Source organism: Pandoraea sputorum, assembly GCF_000814845.2.
GTDB classification, from domain to species: Bacteria; Pseudomonadota; Gammaproteobacteria; order Burkholderiales; family Burkholderiaceae; genus Pandoraea; species Pandoraea sputorum.
Map to the genome: position 1 here is coordinate 2,571,049 of NZ_CP010431.2, position 23,530 is coordinate 2,594,578.

23 protein-coding genes are annotated in these 23,530 nt (G+C 63.4%); 5 read left to right on the forward strand and 18 right to left on the reverse strand.

The window, feature by feature from the left end; all coding sequences use genetic code 11:
• The first annotated feature begins 2 nt into the window (after positions 1 to 2).
• From NA29_RS11365 to NA29_RS11375, 3 genes are all read left to right on the forward strand, one after another.
• Positions 3 to 743 (forward strand): response regulator, encoded by a 741-nt coding sequence (locus tag NA29_RS11365; RefSeq protein WP_039398239.1) that lies wholly within the window; start codon positions 3 to 5, stop codon positions 741 to 743.
• Positions 740 to 2,077: an ATP-binding protein gene (locus NA29_RS11370; protein WP_039398241.1), complete on the forward strand. Its 1,338-nt coding sequence runs from the start codon at positions 740 to 742 to the stop codon at positions 2,075 to 2,077. Before NA29_RS11365 ends, NA29_RS11370 begins: the two co-directional genes overlap by 4 nt.
• Before the next feature lie 189 nt (positions 2,078 to 2,266).
• Positions 2,267 to 2,500 carry a DUF4148 domain-containing protein gene (locus NA29_RS11375; protein WP_039398243.1) on the forward strand — a complete coding sequence of 78 codons (234 nt, stop codon included), beginning with the start codon at positions 2,267 to 2,269 and terminating at the stop codon, positions 2,498 to 2,500.
• A gap of 127 nt (positions 2,501 to 2,627) precedes the next feature.
• Here the strand turns inward: NA29_RS11375 and NA29_RS11380 are convergent, their stop codons facing one another.
• Positions 2,628 to 3,599, reverse strand: coding sequence for an AraC family transcriptional regulator (locus tag NA29_RS11380; RefSeq protein ID WP_052252846.1), 972 nt, complete (start codon positions 3,597 to 3,599; stop codon positions 2,628 to 2,630).
• A gap of 94 nt (positions 3,600 to 3,693) precedes the next feature.
• Between NA29_RS11380 and NA29_RS11385 the strand changes: the two genes are divergently transcribed.
• Entirely contained in the window at positions 3,694 to 4,527 is an 834-nt protein-coding gene (locus tag NA29_RS11385) for an oxidoreductase (RefSeq protein ID WP_039398246.1), read from the forward strand.
• Positions 4,528 to 4,612: 85 nt separating this feature from the next.
• On the opposite strand, the gene NA29_RS11390 is transcribed toward NA29_RS11385, so the two are convergent.
• Both NA29_RS11390 and NA29_RS11395 read right to left on the reverse strand, forming a co-directional pair.
• Positions 4,613 to 4,900 (reverse strand): YciI family protein, encoded by a 288-nt coding sequence (locus NA29_RS11390; protein WP_039398248.1) that lies wholly within the window; start codon positions 4,898 to 4,900, stop codon positions 4,613 to 4,615.
• 101 nt (positions 4,901 to 5,001) lie between these two features.
• Positions 5,002 to 5,418: a nuclear transport factor 2 family protein gene (locus tag NA29_RS11395; protein WP_039398250.1), complete on the reverse strand. Its 417-nt coding sequence runs from the start codon at positions 5,416 to 5,418 to the stop codon at positions 5,002 to 5,004.
• 145 nt (positions 5,419 to 5,563) lie between these two features.
• Here NA29_RS11395 and NA29_RS11400 point away from each other — a divergent pair, with 145 nt between their 5' ends.
• Positions 5,564 to 5,677 carry a di-heme oxidoredictase family protein gene (locus NA29_RS11400; protein WP_084103660.1) on the forward strand — a complete coding sequence of 38 codons (114 nt, stop codon included), beginning with the start codon at positions 5,564 to 5,566 and terminating at the stop codon, positions 5,675 to 5,677.
• 24 nt (positions 5,678 to 5,701) lie between these two features.
• On the opposite strand, the gene NA29_RS11405 is transcribed toward NA29_RS11400, so the two are convergent.
• From NA29_RS11405 to NA29_RS11475, 15 genes are all read right to left on the reverse strand, one after another.
• Positions 5,702 to 7,030: an NAD(P)/FAD-dependent oxidoreductase gene (locus NA29_RS11405; RefSeq protein WP_039398252.1), complete on the reverse strand. Its 1,329-nt coding sequence runs from the start codon at positions 7,028 to 7,030 to the stop codon at positions 5,702 to 5,704.
• 71 nt (positions 7,031 to 7,101) lie between these two features.
• Positions 7,102 to 7,869: an ABC transporter ATP-binding protein gene (locus tag NA29_RS11410; protein ID WP_039403134.1), complete on the reverse strand. Its 768-nt coding sequence runs from the start codon at positions 7,867 to 7,869 to the stop codon at positions 7,102 to 7,104.
• Positions 7,870 to 7,949: 80 nt separating this feature from the next.
• A complete protein-coding gene (locus NA29_RS11415; protein ID WP_039398254.1) occupies positions 7,950 to 8,717 on the reverse strand; it encodes an ABC transporter permease in 768 nt (255 codons plus the stop codon).
• 58 nt (positions 8,718 to 8,775) lie between these two features.
• Positions 8,776 to 9,789, reverse strand: a complete 1,014-nt coding sequence (locus NA29_RS11420; RefSeq protein WP_039398256.1) for an ABC transporter substrate-binding protein — start codon at positions 9,787 to 9,789, stop codon at positions 8,776 to 8,778.
• Between the two features lie 104 nt (positions 9,790 to 9,893).
• A complete protein-coding gene (locus NA29_RS11425) occupies positions 9,894 to 10,856 on the reverse strand; it encodes a LysR family transcriptional regulator (protein WP_039398259.1) in 963 nt (320 codons plus the stop codon).
• Positions 10,857 to 11,273: 417 nt separating this feature from the next.
• Positions 11,274 to 12,236: a formimidoylglutamase gene (gene hutG, locus NA29_RS11430; RefSeq protein ID WP_052252847.1), complete on the reverse strand. Its 963-nt coding sequence runs from the start codon at positions 12,234 to 12,236 to the stop codon at positions 11,274 to 11,276.
• Positions 12,237 to 12,261: 25 nt separating this feature from the next.
• Positions 12,262 to 13,479, reverse strand: coding sequence for an imidazolonepropionase (hutI, locus tag NA29_RS11435; RefSeq protein ID WP_039398261.1), 1,218 nt, complete (start codon positions 13,477 to 13,479; stop codon positions 12,262 to 12,264).
• Positions 13,480 to 13,486: 7 nt separating this feature from the next.
• Positions 13,487 to 14,866 carry an L-histidine transporter HutT gene (locus NA29_RS11440; protein ID WP_039398263.1) on the reverse strand — a complete coding sequence of 460 codons (1,380 nt, stop codon included), beginning with the start codon at positions 14,864 to 14,866 and terminating at the stop codon, positions 13,487 to 13,489.
• 198 nt (positions 14,867 to 15,064) lie between these two features.
• Positions 15,065 to 16,621: a histidine ammonia-lyase gene (hutH, locus tag NA29_RS11445; protein ID WP_371328963.1), complete on the reverse strand. Its 1,557-nt coding sequence runs from the start codon at positions 16,619 to 16,621 to the stop codon at positions 15,065 to 15,067.
• A gap of 25 nt (positions 16,622 to 16,646) precedes the next feature.
• Positions 16,647 to 18,326, reverse strand: coding sequence for a urocanate hydratase (gene hutU, locus NA29_RS11450; protein WP_039398268.1), 1,680 nt, complete (start codon positions 18,324 to 18,326; stop codon positions 16,647 to 16,649).
• Positions 18,327 to 18,515: 189 nt separating this feature from the next.
• Entirely contained in the window at positions 18,516 to 19,271 is a 756-nt protein-coding gene (gene hutC / locus NA29_RS11455; protein ID WP_039403138.1) for a histidine utilization transcriptional repressor HutC, read from the reverse strand.
• 323 nt (positions 19,272 to 19,594) lie between these two features.
• Positions 19,595 to 20,803, reverse strand: a complete 1,209-nt coding sequence (locus NA29_RS11460; protein WP_039398270.1) for a porin — start codon at positions 20,801 to 20,803, stop codon at positions 19,595 to 19,597.
• A 92-nt stretch (positions 20,804 to 20,895) separates the two neighbouring features.
• Positions 20,896 to 21,471 carry a TIGR00725 family protein gene (locus NA29_RS11465; protein WP_052252848.1) on the reverse strand — a complete coding sequence of 192 codons (576 nt, stop codon included), beginning with the start codon at positions 21,469 to 21,471 and terminating at the stop codon, positions 20,896 to 20,898.
• Positions 21,452 to 22,345 carry an ABC transporter permease gene (locus tag NA29_RS11470; protein WP_084104215.1) on the reverse strand — a complete coding sequence of 298 codons (894 nt, stop codon included), beginning with the start codon at positions 22,343 to 22,345 and terminating at the stop codon, positions 21,452 to 21,454. Before NA29_RS11470 ends, NA29_RS11465 begins: the two co-directional genes overlap by 20 nt.
• Positions 22,346 to 22,356: 11 nt before the next feature.
• Positions 22,357 to 23,472 carry an extracellular solute-binding protein gene (locus NA29_RS11475; protein ID WP_084104217.1) on the reverse strand — a complete coding sequence of 372 codons (1,116 nt, stop codon included), beginning with the start codon at positions 23,470 to 23,472 and terminating at the stop codon, positions 22,357 to 22,359.
• Between the last annotated feature and the right edge of the window lie 58 nt (positions 23,473 to 23,530).

The following is a 23,530-nucleotide window of genomic DNA, read 5'->3' on the forward strand; positions in this document are numbered from 1 at the left end:
ACATGGAAAAAATCGATCATGTGCTGATCGTCGACGACGATCGTGGGATTCGGGAGTTGCTTGCCGACTACCTCGAAAAGAACGGCATGCGTGTGAGCGTGGCCGCTAATGGGCGTGAGATGCGCGCGGTGCTTGCCGACGGTGCACCCGATCTCATCGTGCTCGACCTGATGCTGCCTGGCGACGACGGCCTCGTGCTGTGCCGCGAGCTTCGCGCGGGCAAGTTCAGGGCGGTGCCGGTGCTCATGCTCACCGCGCGCAGCGAAGAGACTGACCGCATCGTCGGCCTCGAAATGGGCGCGGACGATTACCTGGCCAAGCCTTTCGCGGTGCGTGAATTGCTGGCGCGCATCAAGTCGGTGCTGCGTCGCACGCGTATGTTGCCGCCGGGCATGCAGGTCACGGAGACGGCCGAGATTCTCGGCTTCGGCGAATGGCAGCTCGATACGACGGCGCGTCACCTGCTCGATACCGACGGCACGCAAGTCGCGCTCAGCGGCGCGGAGTATCGCCTGCTGCGCGTATTGCTCGATCATCCACAACGCGTGCTCACGCGCGACCAGTTGCTCAATCTTACGCAGGGCAGACAGGCTGACGCCTTCGACCGGTCCATCGATCTGCTCATCAGCCGGTTGCGCCAGCGCTTGCGCGACGGTGCGCGTGAGCCTCGCTATATCAAGACGCTGCGCAACGAAGGCTATGTGTTCTGCTCGGCTGTCACCGTCGTCGGCACGCCAGAATGACTCCCACCCTGACACAAGGCCCTGCTCCCGGGGCGTTCCAGTGGCACTGGCCGCGCTCGCTGTTCGCGCGGCTCGCGCTCATCCTCTTCGTAGGGCTGGCGCTCGCGCAGGCGCTCTCGTTCTGGCTCACCATGACCGAGCGCAATCGCGTGACGTCGAACATGATGAGCGTGTACATCGAGAGCGAAGTCGCCAGTTCCGTCGCGTTGCTCGATCATCTGCCAGCCGCCGAGCGGGCGCAGTGGTTGCCGCGTCTGGCGCGTCGTAGCTATCGCTTCGAACTTGGCACCGGTGCTGCCGGTGGAAAGCCCGATGCCGGTGCGGCCGCGCAGGTCGCACGCGTCATCGAAGATTCCATTGGTGTGTCGTATCCCGTGACGGTCAATAGCGTGCCCGGCGACCCGGATCAGCTTCAGGCGCACTTGCGTCTGAGCGATGGCTCGCCGCTGACCATCGACGTCTTCCCGACGCCGACCTTGCCGCTTTCGGGCTGGCTGCCTGCGATGCTGGTGCTGCAACTGGTCTTGATCGCCGGGTGCTGCTGGCTGGCGGTGCGTGTGGCGACGCGTCCGCTGAATGCGCTGGCGAAGGCCGCCGATACGTTGGGGCCCGATTTGCGGGCGGAGCGTCTGAGCGAGGACGGCCCGTCGGAAGTGGCGCGTGCCGCGCGGGCGTTCAATGCGATGCAGGATCGCATCGGCGGCTACATGACCGAGCGCATGCAGATTCTCGCGGCCATCTCCCACGACTTGCAGACGCCGATCACGCGCATGCGCCTGCGCGTCGACACGATGGAAGACGAAACGTCGGCGGTGCGTCTGCAACAGGATCTGAAGGAGATGGAGTCGCTGGTCAAGGAGGGGGTGACGTACGCCCGAACGCTGCATGGGGCGTCCGAAGCACCTTGCAAGGTGGATATCGATTCGCTGCTGGATAGTCTTGTGTGCGATTACGTGGATGCGGGGTCGCCCGTCACGTTGAAGGGGCAGGTGGGACAGCCGATCGTGACGCGTCCGCAGGCGTTACGGCGTATTGTAGGCAACCTCGTGGACAACGCGCTCAAGTATGGCAACGAGGCAAATCTCGACGTGACGCGGCGTGCCGAACGGATCGACGTGATCGTGACCGATTGCGGTCCGGGCATTCCGGAGGACATGCTCGAAGCGGTCTTTGCGCCGTTCGTGCGGGTGGAGACGTCGCGCAACCGTCACACCGGCGGCACGGGGCTGGGGCTGGCGATTGCGCGTCAGCTCGCGCAGGCGATGGACGCGACGCTCACGTTGCGCAACCTTGAAGGCGGCGGGTTGGAGGCGCGGTTGTCGCTCAAGGCGTAAGCAGGAACAACGCTATCGGTGGTCGCTTTGTATCGCAGTTTGTCTGGCAGCGTCGCAGGTACTTACGATTGCACTCGGCGCTGGATCGGACAAATGCCAGATACCTCCGAGAGGTCTAATGGTTTCAACGGCGGAGCAACAGAACCACACCGCGCGTTACCTAACCTTTACATCCTCTGGAGTTACACCATGAAAGCCCTTCTGATCGCTGTTTCGCTCGCTACCCTTGGCACCGCTGGCGTCGCTTACGCCGCAGGCACCGATGAAATCCTGACGAGCACCGGCAACTCGCTGTCTGCCGCTCACTGGACGCCGGACAACGGCCCGACGCTCAGCACGGCGCAAGTGCAGGCGCAACTGAAGAGCGCCGAAGCCTCTGGCCAGATCGACCACCTGAACATGACGCTGTACAAGGGTGCATGAAGCGCATCGACAGGCGATGCCGGGCGAATGTGCCCGGTATTGCCGAGCGGTTTGCTGGCTTGAAACGGGCTGGGTTCTGTCTTGCGCAGATCTCAGCCCGTTTTCCTTTCGTGGCGTCGTCACAACGTCAATGAGACGACACATAGATCCCATCGGCGAACGCTTCCGGAATCGCGAAACTCTCACGCATGCGTCTCGTTTCGGCGGCTGGTGTCAGACCGAATAGTCGCTTGAACTCCCGGCTGAACTGAGACGGGCTCGTGTAACCGACGGCATGGCTTGCGGCTTCCGCCGTCAGGTCCTGACGCACCATCAGCAACCGTGCCTGATGCAGGCGTGTCGACTTGACGTACTGCATCGGCGAGACCTGCGTAATCGTCTTGAAATGACTATGGAAGCTCGGCACGCTCATGCCTGCCTCGTCTGCAAGCTGCGTCACGTCGAGCGGTTGGGCGTAACTGGCATGAATCAACCGCAGCGACCGGCCGATCCGGCCGAACTGTCCCCGCATCGAAAGCGCCTCGCGCATCGCGCCGCCCTGCGCCCCGGTGAGTACCCGGAAGTAGAGTTCACGCAGCAGGCCGTGTCCGAGGACGGCGGCTTCAAGCGGATCGCTCATTGCTTCGAGAAAGCGGAGTACGGACGTTTGCATCCGTGCGTCCATCGGTGTGGACATCATGCTTCGCGGTGCGACTTCATGCACGGCAATGCCTTCCCGATCGATCTGCGCCGCAAGTTCCGCGGCCAGCGTGAAATCAAGATGCAGATAGAGCGCGAGCAGCGGCCGTTCGCGCGTCGCGTCCGTCTCCATACTGAAGGGGACGGGCACGGAGACGGCCAGATAGTGGTCTTCGTCGTACTCGTACAACTGCTCACCGAAATAGCCTCGCTTGCGCCCCTGACACACGATCACGATGCCCGGGTCGTACAGCACCGGCGTGCGCGACAGCGCACGGTCCGAGCGCAGGATACGAACGCTGGGCAGTGCGCTCAGGTTGTAGCCCTCGGCAGGCGCGAGGTCACGCAACAAGGCGATGATGCGTGAGCGTGTGTCGCTGTCTGTGCCTGACGGCTTGCGTGGCGAAGTCCTTTGAATCATAGTTTTAGGCAAGAAAATCAGCGAATTTTGGCTTAAACATCAATTTCAATGAGACTAGTATGCACCCATCGATCAACGTTTGGGAGAGGCAACGATGTCATCAGGAAAGATCTTGCTCATTACGGGCGTGAGTAGCGGTTTCGGCCGCGCGTTGGCACAAGAGGCGCTTGCAGCAGGCCACAAAGTGGTTGGCACGGTACGTAGCGAGCAAGCGAAGCGTGACTTCGAATCGCTTTCACCGACATCGGCGTTCGGCCGCATGCTCGATGTCACCGACTTCGACGCCATCGACGGTGTGGTGGCGGAGATCGAGGCCAACGTCGGGCCCGTCGATGCGCTGATCAACAATGCCGGTTACGGGCACGAAGGCATCATGGAGGAATCGCCGCTGTCCGAGATGCGTCGCCAGTTCGACGTCAACGTCTTCGGCGCAGTGGCGATGATGAAGGCGGTGTTGCCGTTCATGCGTGAGCGTCGGCGAGGGCACATTCTGAACATTACGTCGATGGGCGGGCATATCACGATGCCGGGCATCACGTATTACTGCGGAAGTAAGTTCGCGCTGGAGGGGATTTCGTCGAGTCTCGGTAAAGAGGTCGAGCCTTTCGGGATCGCGGTGACGGCTGTCGCACCGGGCTCGTTCCGAACGGACTGGGCGGGACGTTCGATGGCGCGCACCCCGCGCTCGATCCCGGACTACGACGCCAGCTTCGATCCGGTGCGTCGTGCGCGGGAAGAGAAGAGCGGGAAGCAACTCGGCGACCCGGTGAAGGCCGCTCGCGCCATGCTCGCCGCCATTGACTCGGCACGTCCGCCCGCGCACCTCCTGCTCGGTAGCGATGCGCTCAGACTCGTACGGGAAAACCTCACGGCATTGGAATACGAATTCAGTCAATGGGAGCCGGTCACGCTCTCGACGGATGGTTAAAGCGGGAGAGCGGCGTTTAATCGGCCCGCGCGATGCGAGACACCTTGGGGTGCCCACGAAAGCGCGGACCGGTGGTCGATGCCGCTCAGAGCAGATCGGCGATCTGCGGATGGAACTTGACCGGATCGAAGACCGTGACGCGATAGTCGGCAAGACCATGAATGCGGAACGGGTCTTGCTCGATGAGCGCGTCGAGTTCGTCACGCGAAACCTTACCGGAGACGAGGAAGATGCCACCGTTGCGCGGCTCCTTCGGTCCGGAGGCGATGAAGATCCCGCGCTCGTATTGCGTGGAGAGAAACGCGCGATGCGCTTGCAACTGCGCATCGATGGCATTGAGCGGTTGAATGTAGGTCAGTTCGACGATGTACATCAGGGTAGCCCCATCAGGAAAGTACGGCGATTGCCGCTTGAAGGGCAGTGTAACAATTCGCCTCTGAACGTGCGGACCAGAAGGTCGCCGTGCCACGCCGGTTATCTGTCGGTGACAGGCGTTTCATGCAGATGACGCCAAACGATATGTCCGTCGGCCTCGCGTTCGAATACCGCGGTGGAGCGACGCACCGTCTTGTGGCCTTCACCGTCGGTTTGCGTTTCGCGGTACGCCACAACGCCGCCTGCCGGCGACGCCGTGATGGTGTCGACTTCGTCGACGACGATTTGCAATCCGGGGCGCTTGCCGTGTCCCTGTCCGAACAGCGTGTCGAGCGCGGCGCGATTCACGCGGGTGCCCGAGAGCCCGATCATCGAAAATGCCGGCGAGAATCGGGCCAGCAGTAGTTCGAGCGCCGAAGGCTCGGCGCGGCCGCCGAGCCATTGTTCGATGGCGATGTGCGCGTCGATGACTTCCTGAGCCAATGGGCAAGAGAATGGAGAGCGATGGTTTGACATGTCGTGGCAGACCCGAATGTGAAGCCGGACATTCTAGCGAGGTCGCGTCCGAACTGCACATTACGTCAGATTGCGTCACATTGAGTTACAGCAGATGTATTGAGCGCGTCCGTCGCCGTCTCGGCATGACGGCCGCGCCCGAACCGTGCAAGAGGCGACTCTCTGGCATGGTGGCGAAGCGCAGGCGTCTCGCGAGCGCTTCCGTGGGATGACATCGCGGGCGCGCGCCGATCCGCTGCGCTTGCTCATGTCGCTGTGATCGTCTTCGGCAGGGCGTGTGGGGCTATCGCTCCAGTCCTGCGCGATGCTTTTGATACTGGATCGCTGAGACGATGGCCACGCGCCGGATCGGCTCGGGCGGCAGCCACGTCGGGCGTTCGAACCCCAGCGCGTCTGCCAGTTCCGGCGATTGTTGGCAGCAGGCCATCTCACCGAGCAACTTGCCGAAGATGCTGCCCTTGAGCACGCCTGCGCCGTTACAACCGAGCGAGGCGAACAGGCCTTGCCGGACCTCACCGAAGTACAGCGCGCCGTTGCGGGTGAGCGCCGTCACGCCGCCCCACACATGCTCGAACTTGTGCGAGGTCATCTGCGGATAGCGGCGCTGATAGGCGTCGGCGAGCATAGCGTTGACGTCACCCAGCGGACGCTCCTTCTCGTACGAGTAGGCGCTACGCACGACGAAACGACCGCCGAGCGTCTTGCGCAGCGTTGTCCCGAGTCGGTTCGCCGGGATCACACCCCATTCGGCGGCCGGGCCGAGCTTGGCGAGCTCGTCGGCGGACAGCGCGGGGGTCATCGCCGCATACGTGTAGATCGTGAAGACGCGATCGCGCGCCAGCCCCAGCTTGCTGGCAAAGCCGTTGTTGGCGACGATGACTTGTCCGGCGCGCAGTTGCGTCGTCGCCGTCGTTACCGTGAAGGGGCCGGTACCGTCGAGCGACACGACCGGTTCGTTTTCCCAGAGTCGGACGTTTGCGGGCAGGCTGTCGGCTAGACCGCGCACGAGGGCGGCCGGTTGCACGAAAACGTTGTTGTCCGAGTGGTAGCCGTAGCCGTAGTAGCCGGTGCCGATCTCGCTGCGCAGGGCGTCGCGCGACAACTCACGGTACGTCACCCCCCATTCGCGGTACTGCGCGAGCGTGTCGCGCAGACGTTGCTCGCCATCGGGCGTGGCGGCCGCATGGTACTTGCCGACGGGGTTCCATCCGCAATCGATGCCATACGTCGTCACGAGTTCGTGCAGCCATTTCAGGCCGAGGTCGTACAGGTGGATCTGCTTGCGGGCGACCTCGACCGGGCTGCCGTGTCCGCCCATGCCAGTGTTATGGGGCAGGTTGATGAGAAAGCCCGAGTTGCGTCCCGCCGACCCGTTGCCCACGGTAGTGGCGTCGATCACGAGCACTGTGGCGTCCGGACGGAGTTCCGCGACGCGACGTGCTGCCGCCAGCCCGGTGAAGCCCGCACCGACGACGATGACGTCGAAGCTGCGCGCGACCGGCGCTTGCGTGTGGGGCACGCGAGACGGCAGCAGCGCGTTCCAGCCTGCACCCGCCTGGTAGGCAGGGAAAGTACCCCGCGAAGCGCGGGAGGGAGTGACTTGATTGGACATGACGATTGAATTGCGGGGGCTTGCGAAACGTTGCTGAGGTGATGAAGTCGTATGTCGAGCCGTGTGCGACCCTATGCCGCCTGACTCTCCAGGCTGCGCATGACTTCGGTTTGCACCGTGTTCCAGATTTGCGATTTGAGTTCGTTGTAGCGCGGCGAGAGCTGTACCTGTGCGTCACGCGGCATCGGGAGATCGTTTGTCAGATCGCAGGCCACGCGACCCGGGCGGGCACTCATGATCACCATGCGCGTCGAGAGCATCAGCGCCTCGTCGATGGAGTGCGTGATGAAGACGATGGTCTTGCCGCTCTTCTGATAGATCTGGAGCAGTTCTTCCTGCAACACCTGACGCGTCATGGCGTCGAGCGCGGCGAACGGCTCGTCGAGCAGAATCACGTCCGGGTCGTTGGCGAGCACACGGGCGATCGACACGCGCTGACGCATACCGCCGGAGAGCGCCTTCGGGTAGCGGTCCTCAAAGCCTTTGAGGCCGACCATGTCGATATAGCGTCGCGCCGTGGCGTAACGCGTGGTCTTGTCGATGCCTTTCATCTTCAGGCCGAACGCCACGTTATCGAGCACACTTAGCCACGGGAACAGCGCGTACTGCTGGAAGACCATGCCGCAATGCGGGTCGATGCCTTTCACTTCGCGGTCGTTCACACGGATGCGGCCGGTCGTCGGCGCGTCGAAACCGGTGATCAGGTTGAGCAGCGTCGACTTGCCGCAGCCGGACGCACCGAGCAGCACCACGAACTCGCCGCGGGCGATGTCCATGTCGACGCGCTCGAGCGCCTGAAACTCGCCGTATCGCTTCGATACGCCTTCGATGGCGATCATCGTGTCGGACGATTTCGCGCGCGGCGTATCGTTGCCGTGATGCGCCGTTTGTGCCCCTGCGTGGGAATCGATGCGATCGTTCATGCTTGCCACCTCAACACCTTGCGCTCGATGGCGCGAAATACGATATCCGTCACGAGCACCGTGACGCTGATCATCACCATGCCGAGCACGACGACTTCCGTCTGGAAAAACTCCTTGCCGTTCATGATGAGAAAGCCCAGCCCTTCGCGTGCGGCGACCAGTTCGGCGGAAATCACACACGTCCACGACAGGCCGAGAATGATCTTCATCCCCGAGAGGATCTGCGGCAGGCTCGCGGGCAGGATGACCTCACGCATGACTTGCCAGTTGCTCGCGCCGAGGTTCTTGGCGGCGCGCACCAGCAGCGGGTCGACGTTGCGCGTGGCTTCGATCACATAGACCAGCGCCGGGGCGAACGTCCCCATGAACACGATGCTGTACTTCTGCGTCTCCGAGATGCCGAACCACAGCAGCGAGAGCGGAATCCAGCTCATCGATGGCAGCGGACGAAGGAACGACAGGATCGGGTCGAACGCGGCGCGTGCGTAACTCGACGTACCCAGCACGATCCCCAACGGAATCGCCACGGCCGTGGCGGCGATGAAGCCGGTCATCACGCGACGCGTGGAGGCGAGCACGTTCGAGAGCAGCGTGCCGTCGCTCAGCATGGCGACGATGCGCTCGCCCACGGCGGAGGGCGGGGGCAGGAACAGGGGATCGATGACCCCGGTGCGGCAGGCCGCTTCCCATGCGAGCAGGAAGACGACCACGGACGCAAATCCCACACTCAGCAGCGTGGCGCGGGACGGTTGACGATGATTCACAATCAGACTCCTCAGGCGGATGCCGGTACGGATCGAGGGCGTACCGGCACGCGGATACTTACAGATACGACGTGTTGATCCACTGACGCACGGCAGGCGCCTTGTCGATCTGCTTGTACGTCACGAGCATTTCGGCCAGACGCTGGAGGCCGTCGACATAGCTGCCCGGCGACTTGAGCAACTGCGTCTGTTGCGCGTGGCTGTACCACTCCGCGCCCTTGATCGTCTCGATCTGGTCGAGCGCCGACATGCTCGTCAGGCCGACCAGCGTGCGTGCGGCTTCGTCCGGCTTGTCGCGCAGGGTCTGGCAGGCGTCGAAGTAGACCTTCAGGTACTTGCGCACCACGTCCGCGTTCTTCTCCGCCCAGGCATTGCGAACGATCAGGACGTCAGGCCCCGGCGTCACGTTGTACTTCTTGTAGAGAGAAAACTGCGTGTCGTCGGCGAGCAGCTTCATGCCTGTCATCGCGCGGATGCGATTGAACTGCGGCGTCCAGGCGGCTGCGGCGTCGATCTGGCCCGACTGAATGGCGCCGGGAATTTCCGGGGCGGGGACGTTGAGCACAGTGACGTCGTTCGACAGACCGGCGTTGCCCAGCAGATCGAGCACCAGCAGATGGGCACTCGACGCGAACGTCACGCCCAGCTTCTTGCCCTTGAGGTCCTGGAGCGAGTTCACGCCGTCACGCACGAACAGTCCTTCGACGCGCCCGAAGCTTTCCGGCACCGCGACGATCGAGAAATGCTTCGAGCCGCGCGCCATCAGCGCGAGCGCCGAGACGATCCCCGTGCAGGCGATGTCGATGCCGCCGGAGAGCACTGCGCTCATGCGAGCCGACGACGTGCCGAACGATTGCCATTGCTGATCGATGCCTGCTGCGCTCAGGGCGCCCGACTTCATCGCGAGATAGGCGGGATAGTGGCCCAGCCATGCCGAGCCGCCGTACTGAACCGTTGTGGCGTCGGCGGCGCGGGCGATACCCGACAGCGACAGGCCGCCGACGGCGGCAGCGGCAGGCAGGGCCGAGAGCGCGGCGCTCGTGTGGAGGAATTTGCGTCGTGAGAGGTTCATGCGTGTCTCCTTTGTAGGCTATGTGTTATTCGCGTTGAACGGTGGGCGCACTTCAGGTGAGGTTCGGTGTGGAATTCATCTGGCCCGGCGCCCCGGGCGGTGGATCAGCAAAGCGCCAGCCGCTCGCCCAGCCAGGGCATTACACGGCGCAGTTCAGGGAAGGCCTCCTGCGCGAGCGCGAGACGCCCGGCAAGAAAGCATTGCGAGGCCATCTCCGAGACCTCGCCTTCACGTGAGACTTGGTAGATCGTTCGGGAGAGCGCGGGGCCGGGCAGTGGCAGAGCGGCGACTTGCGAGAGCGACGCGCGGCCTTGTAGCAGACAGAGCGGCGTCGCAATCGTGAAACCGACCTCGGCGGCGACCATCGACATCACCACGTCCGACGTATCGATTTCGAGGTGCATGCGTGGCGAGTGTCCGGTGCGGCGCAGGTGGCGCTCGATTACTGCACCGAAGTGGGAGCGCCCGGAAAAACGAATCAGCGGCATCGACCGGATCAGCTCGCTGAGATCTGCGCTCGCAAGCTCGGCCTCGCGCGCCTTCGGCACGACGACGATGAACGGCTCGGTGAAAATCGGACGGCGCACGAGACGTTCCATGTCGTGCATCGGATCGCTCGTGACGATCAGATCGAGTTGGCGCGCGAGAAGCGCCTGCGCGTGACCGTTGGCGAGACCGGACCAGAGAAGCAGCTCGCTGGTGCTCCCCGACATCTGCTTGACGATGGAGGGGCCGACCGTGGCGGCGAAGGAGTCGATCATGCCGACGCGCACGGCGGCGCGGCTGGCGACATCGGCGTCCTGCACCTGAGCGATGAGTCGGTCCATGTCGTCGACGATTTGGCGAGCGTGACGCGAGAGTGCGAGGCCAGCGGGCGTGAGTTTCAGCGGGCGGCGTGACCGGTCGAGCACACGGGTGCCGACGGTTTGCTCGATCTGTGCGATGGCTTGGGAAATGGCGGACTGGGTGACGCCGAGGGCTTCGGCGGCGCCGGAGAGGCTACCGGCGCTGGCGACGGCTTCGAAGATCCGGAGTGATCGGACGTCGAGGTCTGCGCGCTTTTTCATCGGCGTGTCTCCATTCGGGGCGGCGAGTATCAGGTGGCGAGAAGGACTTTCCTGAGGCGCTGCGATGTATCGGTATAAGAATTTCTGGCGATTGTAGGGATATAGAGGGATAAAACAAAACCAAGTTAAGTAAAACTAATACTTTGTATTAGATGGCGGGAATCGAGAGCGAAAGAAGGGGGAATTCTGGCGACGTCGGTCTCAGCGGATGAAATCGGCGAGACGAAGGAGGGAGGGGGAGGTTTCGGTTGAGGGACTGAGGGCGATGAGAGGGACGGATCGGCGCCCCCTTCTGAATCGAGTTGGGTTTATGTCTGAGAGGCGGAAGGGGGCGCCGATCCGTCGGACTGCGGGTGGTTGAGGCGGGTCAGTAGAAAGACAGAACAATGCCTCGGCAAGCGACATCAGAAAATCAAATCAGAACAGCCGATAAGCCAAACGCGCGGCAACACGTGCCCCGGTGCCTTGTGCATCGAAGCGCGGGTTGTATTCGGCGAGATCGGCGATGCGCAGTTTGCCGGAGCGGCGCACGTGGGTGACGATGGCTTCGACGACGGAGATCGGCACGCCATAGGCCGCAGGGGCGGAGACACCGGGCATGACGGGGGCGGGGAGCACGTCGAGATCGATGGTGAGGTAGACGTGGCTGGCGTCTGCGATCAGTGTGTCGATCTGTGCAAGACGCTCGTCGAGATGGCGGTCCTGCATCTCCGTATCTTCGACGTACGTCACCTTTAACGCATTGGCGCGTTCAAACAGCGACGCTGTATTGCTCAACCGGCTGACCCCGAGGCACGCATAGTCGAACGGAAGTCCCGCAGCCTCGCAAGCCTGAGCGATCTGATCGAACGGCGTACCCGACGTTCCGGGGCGCGCTGTACGCAAGTCGAAATGCGCGTCGAGGTTCAGGATGAGCACCCGGGAGCGATCGCCCTGTGCGTCGAGGTGAGCGCGCAGGCCTTGCCACGTTCCCCACGCAATCTCGTGTCCACCGCCGAGCACCACCGGCTGTGCCCCGGCGTCGAGTTGTCGGCGCACGGCATCGGCAAGGGCTTGCTGTGCGGCTTCGAGGGCGTCGCCGTCGCAGACCACGTCGCCTGCGTCATACAGACACGCGATGTCGTGCGCAGGCAGATTCGCCAATGCACGACGAATCGCAAGCGGGCCTTCGGCGGCACCGACGCGTCCCTGATTGCGTTTGACGCCGGCGTCGCTCGCAAACCCGAGCAACACGGGCGCGCCGCTCGTCGGGACATCCGTCAGCGCGTCGATCTCGCGCACGACATTAAAGAGACGGCGCGTGTCGCCGCGCTCGCCGACGTCCGTACGACCTTGCCAGATCGGCGTGTCGCCGGATACCGGTTTCAATTGCGTTGCCATGAAAATGTCTCCAGTTCGCGGATGCTCAGCGTGTCGAAAGATCGCGCCACTCACCGTTGCGCACCGTGCGCGAGGGCAGTTCGCCGCCCAGCCAGTACGACAGCTCCGCCGGACGCTCGATTTCCCATGCCACGAAGTCTGCCGCCTTGCCCGCTTCGATCGTGCCGTGTGTATCGAGCATGCCGAGCGCCTTGGCGGCGTTGCGCGTCACGCCTGCGAGGGCTTCTTCCGGCGTCAGCCCGAAAAGCGTGCACGCCATGTTCAGCATGAGACGCAGCGACAACGCAGGCGATGTGCCCGGATTCAGATCCGAGGCCACCGCAATGTCCACACCGTGACGTCGCAGCAAGTCCACCGGCGGACGACGCGTCTCCTGCAACATATGGAACGCGCCCGGCAGCAGCACGGCTACGGTGCCCGCACGGCCCATCGCGGCAGCGTCTTCGGGCGTCATGTACTCCAGATGGTCCGCCGACAACGCGCCCAGTTCCGCGGCCATGCTCGAGCCACCAAGCGGAGACAACTGCTCCGCGTGCAGCTTCACCGGCAGCTTCAGCTTTTGTGCGCGAAGCAGCACACGCATGACCTGCGCCGGTGAGAACGCAATCGTTTCGCAGAAGGCATCGACCGCATCGACAAGACGTTCTTCCGCGAGCGTCGGCAGAATTTCGGAGCACACGTAATTCACATACTCATCCGCCTTGCCTGCGAACTCCGACGGCACCGTGTGCGCGGCCAGACACGTCGTCTTCACCGTGACCGGCAGCGTCTCGCCGAGACGGCGCGCCACGCGCAACATCTTGCGTTCGCTGTTCAGATCCAGCCCGTAGCCGGACTTGATCTCGACGGTGGTCACGCCGTCGCGCATCAGCGCGAGCAAACGCTTGCGGGCGGATTCGTAGAGGGCGTCCTCCGTGGCGTCGCGAGTGTGACGCACCGTGTGCTTGATGCCGCCCCCGGCCGCCGAAATCTCCGCGTAACTCACGCCTTGCAACCGCTGCTCGAACTCGAGACTGCGGTTACCACCGAAAACCAGATGCGTATGGCAATCGATCAGACCGGGCGTGACCCACGCGCCCTGAAGATCGATGCACTCATCCGCGCCGGAAGCCGAACGCTCGCCACGCGGACCCACCCATTCGATCTGCTCGCCGCGCGTGACGATCACGGCATCTTCGATAGCGTTGTAGCGGCCGTCGCGCATCGTCGCGACATGGCAGTGCTTCCAGTAGGTACGTTTCATGTGAGGCTTATTCCAGACTCATAGAGTTGCGCAATTGCGCTTCCTTGGGTTTGACACCGAATTGATACGCCACAGACATCAGCGCGATCCAGCCTGCACCGACGTAGAGCGCGACGCGCGTGTCTTCCATATACCCGAGCACACCGATGACGAAGAGCATGAAGGCGATAGCGAGCGCCGGACCCACCGGCCACAGCGGCACCTTGAATTTCAGCGCGGCCACTTCCTGCGCCGACAGACGGCGGCGCATCGCCACCTGCGAGAGCAGAATCATCAGCCACACCCAGACCGTCGCAAACGTGGCGATGGACGCAATGATCAGGAACACGCCTTCCGGAATCAGGTAGTTCAGTACCACGCCGCCGAGCAGCGCGAACGTCATCACCAGCACCGTGACCCAGGGCACGCCGTGACGCGACGTCGCCGAGAAAGCCGCCGGTGCCTGTCCATGCTCGGCCATACCGAACATCATGCGTCCCGCGCCGAAGATGTTGCTATTGATGGCCGAGATCGCCGCCGAAATCACGATCACGTTGAGAATCGCTGCGGCCGACTTGATGCCGAGGCCCGAAAAGATCTGCACGAACGGGCTACCCTGGCTGCCGATGCCGGTCCACGGGAAGATCGTCATGAGCACACACATCGTGAGCACGTAGAACAGCAGAATTCGGGCCGGTACAGCGTTGATCGCCCGCGGAATCACCTTCTCCGGATTCTTCGCTTCGCCGCCCGTAATGCCGATGATCTCGATGCCACCGTAAGCGAACATCACCACGGCCAGCGAGGCCACCAGCCCACCCCAGCCATTCGGCAGGAAACCACCGTGCGACCACAGATTGCTCACCGCTGGCGCATGCTCGCTGTGCAGTTGCACACCAGCAAAGAGAATGACACCCCCACCCACAATCATCGCGACGATGGCGAGAATCTTCACCAGCGCCAGCCAGAACTCCATCTCGCCGTACACCTTGACGTTGCAGAGGTTCAGCCCGCAGATCAGCATCACGATGCCCAGCACCCAGATCCACTGAGGGACGTCCGGGAACCAGAAACCCATGTAAATCCCGAAGGCGGTCACGTCTGCAAGACAGACGATCACCATTTCCAGAATGTAAGTCCAACCCGTGAGGAAACCGGCCAGCGGACCGAGGTTGTCGCGTGCATAGCGTCCGAACGAGCCCGACACCGGCTGGCGAACGACCATTTCACCGAGGGCGCGCATCACCATGTAGACGGCGGCACCGCCTACGATGTACGCAAGAATGACCGCCGGGCCTGCGAGTTGGATGGCCGACGCCGAGCCGTAGAACAGACCGGTGCCGATGGCTGAGCCGAGCGCCAGAAAGCGGATGTGCCGCGCGCTCAGATTGCGTTGCAGGTTTTTCAAGCTGTCTCCTGAATGCCTAATGAGCCGGCCCGCGTGTGCGGGCGGCAGGTGAACTCGGGTTGTGCGTGGACCGGACCGACGGGCGAACCCGTGGACCGGCGAACGAGGGGGCAACCCGGTACGCCACAATGCCGGTGCGCGAATCACTGTTCGTTTCGCCCCGGCAAGGGGCCAATTCAAACGCGAATCAACGGTGAATCAGGCGCTCGGCAACGTACCGGCGGGCACAAGTGCGCTCAGTTGTCGTTGCGCAATCAGTTCGCTGGCGCCCTCGATGTCCGGGGCGAAGTAGCGATCCTTATCGTAGAACGGAACCGACTGGCGCAGCAGTGCGCGTGCCTTTTCAAGGGCAGGCGTGGTCTTCACACCTTCGCGGAAGTCTAGTCCCTGCGCGGCGCTCAGCCATTCGATCGCAATGATGCCCTTGACGTTATCGGCCATCTCCCAAAGCCGCTTACCGGCGTTCGGGGCCATCGAGACATGGTCTTCCTGGTTGGCCGAGGTCGGGAGACTATCAACGCTGGCCGGATGTGCCAAGGCTTTGTTGTCGGATGCGAGTGCAGCGGCCGTCACTTGCGCGATCATGAAGCCGGAGTTCACGCCGCCGTTGGCGACCAGGAACGCGGGCAATTGCGACATGTGCTTGTCCATCATCAGTGAGATGCGACGCTCGCTCAGCGCACCGATTTCGGCCAGCGCCAGCGCGAGATTATCGGCTGCCATCGCCACAGGCTCGGCATGGAAGTTGCCACCGGAGATCACGTCGCCCTGTTCCCAGAAGACGAGCGGGTTGTCCGACACCGCGTTCGCTTCGACAGCGAGCACTTCCGCTGCCTGACGGATCTGCGTCAGACACGCGCCCATCACTTGCGGCTGGCAGCGCAGCGAATACGGATCCTGCACCTTCTCGCAGTTGGCGTGCGATTGGCCGACTTCGCTCGTCTCGCCCAGCAGGTGACGAAATACCGCTGCTGCGTCGATCTGGCCGCGTTGACCGCGTGCCGAGTGAATGCGCGCGTCGAACGGTGCGCGCGAGCCGAGCATCGCTTCGACCGTCATTGCGCCGCACACGCTGGCGGCGGCGTACATGTCTTCCGCCTCGAACAGGCCGCGCAGCGCGTAGGCCGTCGAGACTTGTGTGCCGTTAAGCAGCGCGAGACCTTCCTTCGCGGCGAGCGTCAGCGGCTCGAGACCGGCGATGGCGAGCGCCTCACGGGCGTTCATCCACTGACCGCGATAGCGCGCCTGACCTTCGCCGAGCAAAAGCAGGGACATATGGGCGAGGGGGGCGAGGTCGCCCGACGCGCCCACCGAGCCCTTGAGCGGGATGCGCGGATAGACTTCAGCGTTCACCAGCGTGACGAGCGCATCGATCACTTTGCGGCGAATGCCCGAGAAGCCGCGCGCCAGGCTGTTGATCTTCAGGACCATGATGAGACGCACGAGGGCGTCGTCGAGCGGCGCGCCCACGCCAGCGGCGTGCGAGAGCACAAGCGAGCGTTGCAAGTTTTCGAGGTCGTCGTGTGCGATGCGCGTGGAAGCGAGCAGACCGAAGCCGGTGTTGATGCCGTAAGCGGTGCGGCCCTCGGCCACGATGGCTTCCACACACGCCACGCTCTTGTCGATGGCGGCATAGGCCTTCTCATCGAGCGTGACGGTGGTCGGGTTCTGATAGACGTCGCGCAGTTGCGCCAGTGTGAGGGTGCCGGGCGTCACGAACAGTTTTGCCATGGACGGATTTCCTTGATTCGACATATCGGGGGGTGTCTTGTCTTGATGTTTACTTTGCAGTGTTCAGCATCGGCAGATTGAGGCCGTGTTCATGGGCGCAATCGATGGCGATGTCGTACCCGGCGTCGGCGTGGCGCATGACGCCGGTTGCCGGATCGTTGTTCAGCACACGGGCAATGCGCGCGGCGGCGGCATCGGTGCCGTCGCACACGATCACCACGCCGGAGTGTTGCGAGAAGCCCATGCCGACGCCGCCGCCGTGGTGCAGCGAGACCCACGTCGCGCCGCTGGCGGTGTTAAGCAGCGCGTTGAGCAGCGGCCAGTCGGAGACGGCGTCCGAGCCGTCGCGCATGGCTTCCGTTTCACGATTGGGGCTGGCGACCGAGCCGGAATCCAGATGGTCGCGGCCGATCACGACCGGTGCAGAGAGTTCTCCCGAGCGTACCATTTCGTTGAACGCCAGTCCGAGCTTCGCCCGCAGTCCCAGTCCTACCCAGCAAATGCGTGCAGGCAGCCCCTGGAAGGCGATGCGCTCGCGCGCCATGTCGAGCCAGCGGTGCAGGTGGGCGTCGTCGGGGATCAGTTCCTTGACCTTGGCGTCCGTCTTGTAAATGTCTTGCGGATCGCCTGAGAGCGCAGCCCAACGGAACGGGCCGACACCACGGCAGAACAGCGGACGGATGTACGCGGGCACGAAGCCGGGGAAATCGAACGCGTTCTGCACGCCTTCTTCCTTGGCCATCTGACGGATGTTATTGCCGTAGTCGAACGTCGGCACACCCATGGCCTTGAAGTCCAGCATGGCCTTCACATGAACGGCCATCGATTGCTTGGCGGCCTTCACCACCTCGGCAGGCTTCGAGCGGGCGCGTTCGCGGTACTCGTCCCAGGTCCAGCCGATCGGCAGATACCCGTTGAGCGGATCGTGCGCGCTGGTCTGGTCGGTGACCATGTCCGGCCGGACGCCGCGACGCACCAGTTCCGGCAGAATCTCGGCCGCGTTGCCGCACAGGGCGATGGACACGGCCTGACCTTCTGCCGTGTACCTGGCGATGCGGGCGAGGGCGTCGTCGAGATCCTTGGCTTGCTCGTCGACATAGCGCGTGCGCAGGCGGAAGTCGATGCTCGTCTGCTGGCATTCGATGTTCAGCGAGCAGGCCCCGGCCAGCGTGGCGGCCAGCGGTTGCGCGCCGCCCATGCCGCCCAGACCGGCGGTCAGTACCCAGCGACCCTTGAGGTTGCCGCCGTAATGCTGACGGCCCGCTTCCACGAACGTCTCATAAGTGCCTTGCACGATGCCCTGGCTGCCGATGTAGATCCACGAGCCGGCGGTCATCTGGCCGTACATGGCCAGACCTTTCGCGTCGAGTTCGTTGAAGTGTTCCCAGGTGGCCCAATGCGGCACCAGATTCGAGTTGGCGATGAGCACGCGCGGCGCGTCGGCATGCGTCTTGAACACGCCGACGGGCTTGCCTGACTGGACGAGCAGCGTTTCGTCGTCGCCCAGCGTCTTGAGCGTCTCGACGATCTTGTCGAAGCATTCCCAGTTGCGTGCGGCGCGGCCGATGCCGCCGTAGACCACGAGCGCGTTCGGATTCTCGGCGACGTCCGGATCGAGGTTGTTCATCAGCATGCGCAGCGGGGCTTCGGTCAGCCAGCTTTTAGCATTGAGCTGCGTGCCGCGCGGGGCGCGGATCGTGACGTCGCGATATCGGGTGAATTGGCTCACGGTAAGTCCTCTAGTTCTGAGCAGATGATGGCTTGTACAGTATTGTATATACAACCAATCGTGAACTAGGGTTTTCACGAACGCCGAACCCCGAGTAGGGCGCTCGTCTGAAGTTGCTTGTCGATGGACTTAGTCGTGAGGACGCTTGATCAAGCGTAACCAAGCGTCATGGCAAGCGATCATCCGTGACTACTCGGCGTCGCCGAAACGCCCTTCGAGACGATGGCGCGAACCCGGATGCAGCAGTCGGGCGACAGAGACGACACGCTTGCCCGACCACGTTCTCCGGCGAATCAGCAGACAGGGTTCGGTGCGCTGGATTTGCAGCATGTGGGCTTCGTCCGGCGTCGCTGTGACGGCTTCGACCACATGCTCGCCCGACGTCAGTGGTGAAGTGCGCTGCAGGTAAGCGTTGGGCGTGAGCTTGGTGAAGTCTTGTTCGAGATAGTTCGGTGCGAGCGCGGGATTGACGAAGCGGTCTTCGATCTGCACCGGAATGTTGTCCTGATAGTGGACGATGACCGAATGGAACAGCTTCTCGCGTTCCTGCAATCCCATGGCCAACGCGCGCTCAGGCCCGGCCAGTTCCTCGCGAAGCAGCTTCACTTCGGCGCGATGGCGGTGGCCGTGCTCGGAGATCTCGTCGGCAATGTTGTTGACGGCGAGCAGCGGCGAGTGCGACTTCGGTTCGGCGACGAACGTGCCTACGCCCTGCATGCGCACGAGGCGGCCTTCGGCGGTCAGCTCACGCAGCGCGCGATTGACCGTCATACGGCTCACGCCGGACTGTTCGACGAGTTCGTTTTCCGACGGTACGCGGTGGTGCGGCGGCCACGCGCCCGTGTCGATCTGACGGCAGATGAACTGCTTGAGCTGCAAGTAGCGCGGCGCAGGCCCTTGTTCGTTGAGCGTTTCGGCAGTGGGCTGAGCAGTTTGGCGTGGCACCTTGTTGGCCTCTCCGGTCACGAGTGTGCGGGTGGGGAAAGCCTGAAGGATAAGCCAATCGCCTGCCGGAGACGAGAAAAAAAGCGGCACGCCTGCGCACAGCACGGCGTGAGGCAAGGCCGTGCGAGGGGAGTGCGAAAGCGTGCCCAAGGGTGAGCCGGTCCGTCATGCAACGCCACACCATGTCCACAACGTTGCGTGTCGATCCGGTTCTCGCGAAGTCCCCGAGGTGAGACCAGAGCCCCCCGCCGTGGGGCGGCGAGGGGCAGTCCAACGTGACCTTACATCTACTACGGTGCTACAACTGCGATCCGTTCAGACGCTTAGAACGTCTGACGGACACCCACGCGCACGAACGTCTGCGTCGCCGTGGCGGAGGAGATGCCGTTGCCCACGTCGCCGACCGAAGCCGTCGCCGAGACAACGTTGCCGAACGTGTCGAGCGTGTTGCCCGACGCCTTCTGATAGCCGACCAGACCGTATAGCGACGTGCGCTTCGACAGGGCGTAGTACGAGGCGAAGTTCACCGTGTGGTACTTCGGACCGCCCGCACCCTTCACGTCGCTGCCTTGCGTGTAGTTGTACGCAGCAGCCAGCCGCAGGGCCGGTGTGAACTGATAAGCGATGCTCGTGCCGATCGTGTTGAACGTGAAGCTGCTGGCGAACGTCGAGAGCGCGCCCGGCGTGTACTGCACGTTGCCGTACTGGATGCCGACCTGCGTGGCGCCGAAGGTGTAGCTACCGGCGGCCGAGATGATGCGCTGGCTGGCAGCCGAGGCGAAGCCTTCGTTGATCGACGACGAGAACGTGCCGTCATACGAACCGGACCAGGTGCTCGACGACGTGCCGTAAGCGTTCGTTGCCTGCAGGTAGCCCACTGCCACGGCGAACGGGCCGCTGGCGTACGAACCGCCGAAGCCCCACGTGTTCTGGTTCTTCACGCTGCCGGGTTGACCGCCGAAGCCATAGATCGCGCCGAACTGGAAGCCGGCGTAGTTCGGGCTGGCCCACTTCACCGAGTTGTTCACGCGCGACTGGTTGTCCTGGTTGTCGATGTCGCCCGGGTGTGCGCCCATGCCGGTCACGAACGAACCGGCACTGATCGGGCCGACGTAGTCGACGATCGGATCGTACTGACGGCCGAACGTGAGCTTGCCGAGCGTGGCGCTTTGCAGACCCATCCACGATTGACGACCGAACTGACGACCGCCCTGACCCGACGTACCGTTACCGATGTTGAAACCGTTTTCCAGCTGGAAGATGGCCGAATTGCCGCCACCCAGATCTTCCGAACCCTTCAGGCCCCAACGGTCGCCCGACCAGGTGCCGCTCGCGAAGCCCCAGACCGAACCGTTCGTGTAGTTGATCGGTGCGCCGACGCCGCCCTTGGAGTTGGCCGTACGCTGACCGCTGGCATAACCCACGCCGGCATCGACGATGCCGTACAGGGTCACGCTGCTCTGAGCGTAGACGGGAGCCATGATGCCGGCCATACCGCCAAGGCCGAGTGCAGCGAGAAGAATACGTTTCATAATATTAGTGATCCTAAATTTATATTGCAGGAACATCACGAAAACGCACCGGCAGTTCCCCGGTGTGGGTCGGTTTTATCGAACTGCCGGTGTTACTTTCCGGGGTGGTCACCTCCGGGAAGTCCGGTAACGCTCAGCCAGGTGGCCACGGCCACGACCAATGCGTCGATATCGTCGAAGCTCTCGGTGCCCGGCACGGCCGGGGCGTCGAGGACGGTAAAAACCGGTTTGCGCCACTGAAGTCCCAGCGCGATTTCCGAGAGCGTGCCCAGCCCGCCACCCACGGCCACGAGGCAGATCGAAGCGCGAGCGATCAGGGCGTTGCGCGTGATGCCCAGCCCCGTAGGCAGTGCCACGCTCAGGTATGGATTGGCGTCGTTCGCATGCTCCTCGGGCAGCAGGCCGATCACGATGCCGCCTGCGGCCGATGCCCCGGCGGAAGCCGCTTCCATCACGCCACCTTTGCCGCCGCATACCAGTGCGACACCGGCCGCCGCCAGCGCTTCTCCGATGCATTGCGCAGCGTAGAGTTGTGCGGGCGACGCTTCGCGCGGGCCGATGACACCGACGGGCGTCACATGACGCGAGGAACCTGCCTGACGGGCCGCGAGTTGATCGAGGGCGTGGCGGGCCGCAGCCGACCACTCATTAAGGATGACGCCGTACAAGACACTCTCCGAGAGCGAGCACACCGCTGCATACCGCCATCAACACGAGCGACAGCGCGGCAGCCTGAGGGAAATCCGTTTGCCCGTCCGACATCTTCAGGAACATGAGCAACGGCAGGATGTTGATCTGGGTACCTGCGAGCGCCAGCGCCGTGCCGTACGTCCCGAGCGCAATCGCCGTGACGAGACACCACGCGGCGGCCAGTGTGGGCCACAGTTCGCGCAAGGCGACGTCGACGATCGCACGTAACGGCGTTGCACCCAGCGTGAGTGCGGCTTCGATGGGACGGCGATCGAGGTTGGCGATGGCCGGATACACCATCAGCGCCACGCGCGGGATCAGGTAATACGCATAGGCGGCGACGAGCCCGGGTGCCGTGTAGATCAGCGCACCGAAATGCACCGGATCTGCGCCGAGCGACGCGAGAGTCATTGTCACAAAGCCGGAGCGACCGAACCCCAGGATGAAGCCATAGGCGATCACCAGTCCCGAGAACGCGAGCGGCACGCCCATAGCCGCCAGCCAGAGTCGCCGACGGCGCGGTGTCTGACGCGCGAGCGTCACGGCGATCAGCGCGCCCACAATGAGCGAGACGGTGCCCGCACCGATGGCCAGCGCCAGCGAGTTGACGAAGGCGTCGCGTACGAGAGGGTCGAGGGCGACGGCGGAAAACGCCGCACCATGGCCCTCGAACGCCGCCACGACCAGCGACGCGAGCGGCAAGCCGAAGCCGAGTACCAGTACCACGGCGGCGGGCAAACCGCCGAAGCGGCGTACCCATCCGCGTGGCGTGTCTTTCACACGGCTGAGTGCTGGCGACACGTGGGGATCCGGTGGCTCGACGATGCCGGTCGATGCGCGCACTGACGTCATGGTCTGCGAGCTCACTTGGCGAGTGCGGCGGCCGACCACAGACGATCGACTTCGGCCTTTTGCGCCGAGGCGCGAGCGACGTCGAGCGGATGCACCTGCGGGGCGTCCGGCATGCGGGCGCGCATCTCGGCGGTGAACGGCGTGCCGGGAACGGCCGGACGCACATAGCCCTGCGCGAACAGCGACTGACCGACCGGGCTCATGATGAGGTTCAGCCACAATTTGGCCGCTTCCGGATTGGGACCGTTCTTCACCAGACTGATGGCGTAGGGTGCGGAGACGCTGGCTTCCTTCGGAATCACGACCTGCGCTGCGTCGCCCATGCCGTCGGTGTACTTGGCCTTCAGGCCGTCGTTCTCGTAACCGATGAGGATCGGGATCTCGCCCTTGACGAACTTGGCATATGGCGTGGTGCCTTCGACGCGCATCACGTTGCCAGCCTCACGCAATTTGCCGAAGAACTCGGCACCCGGCTTCGGATTGTCGACGTTTCCGCCGAAAGCGTACGCCGCTGCAAACACGGCAACCTGACCCTGACCGGTCGAGCGCGGATCGAGGTACACCACCGAGTTCTTGTACTCGGGCTTGAGCAGGTCGGCCCATGACTGCGGCACGTGCTTGACCAGCTTCGTGTTCACGAGGAACGCGATGTTGAGCGAGTGAATGGTGAACCAGCGACCGTCGTTGTCGCGGAAGACCTTCGGCAGCGTGTCGAAGTTGATCGGCTTGAACGGTGCGACCACATCCTTCTGCACGGCGTCGAGCGCCGAGCCAGCGAAGTAGTAAGCCGTGTCGGCTTGCGGACGGCGACGGGACTTGTCCAGTGCGGTGACGGTCGCGGCGGAGCCGATGTCGTTGTAGGTGATCTCGACCTTCGGATAGCGCTTGCGGAATTCGGCGAACAGCGCTTTCCAGTTGGCCCATTCCGGACCGGTGTCGAAGGACACGACCAGCCCTTCCTCGGCCGCCTTGGCATACAACTCGGTCTCGCCCGGATACAGCGGCGCGGCAGCGCTGGTTTGAGCGAATGCGGAACCTGCGGCACTCGACAACAGTGCAAAGGCAGTCGCAAGCGTCGCCACTGCAGGCAGGGCGCGCGGGCGCAGGGAAGAGGCGGGGTGGATCATCGACATAGCTCCGTCTTGGACGTGAATCGGGGAATATTTGGCACGTCGCGCGGTTCTG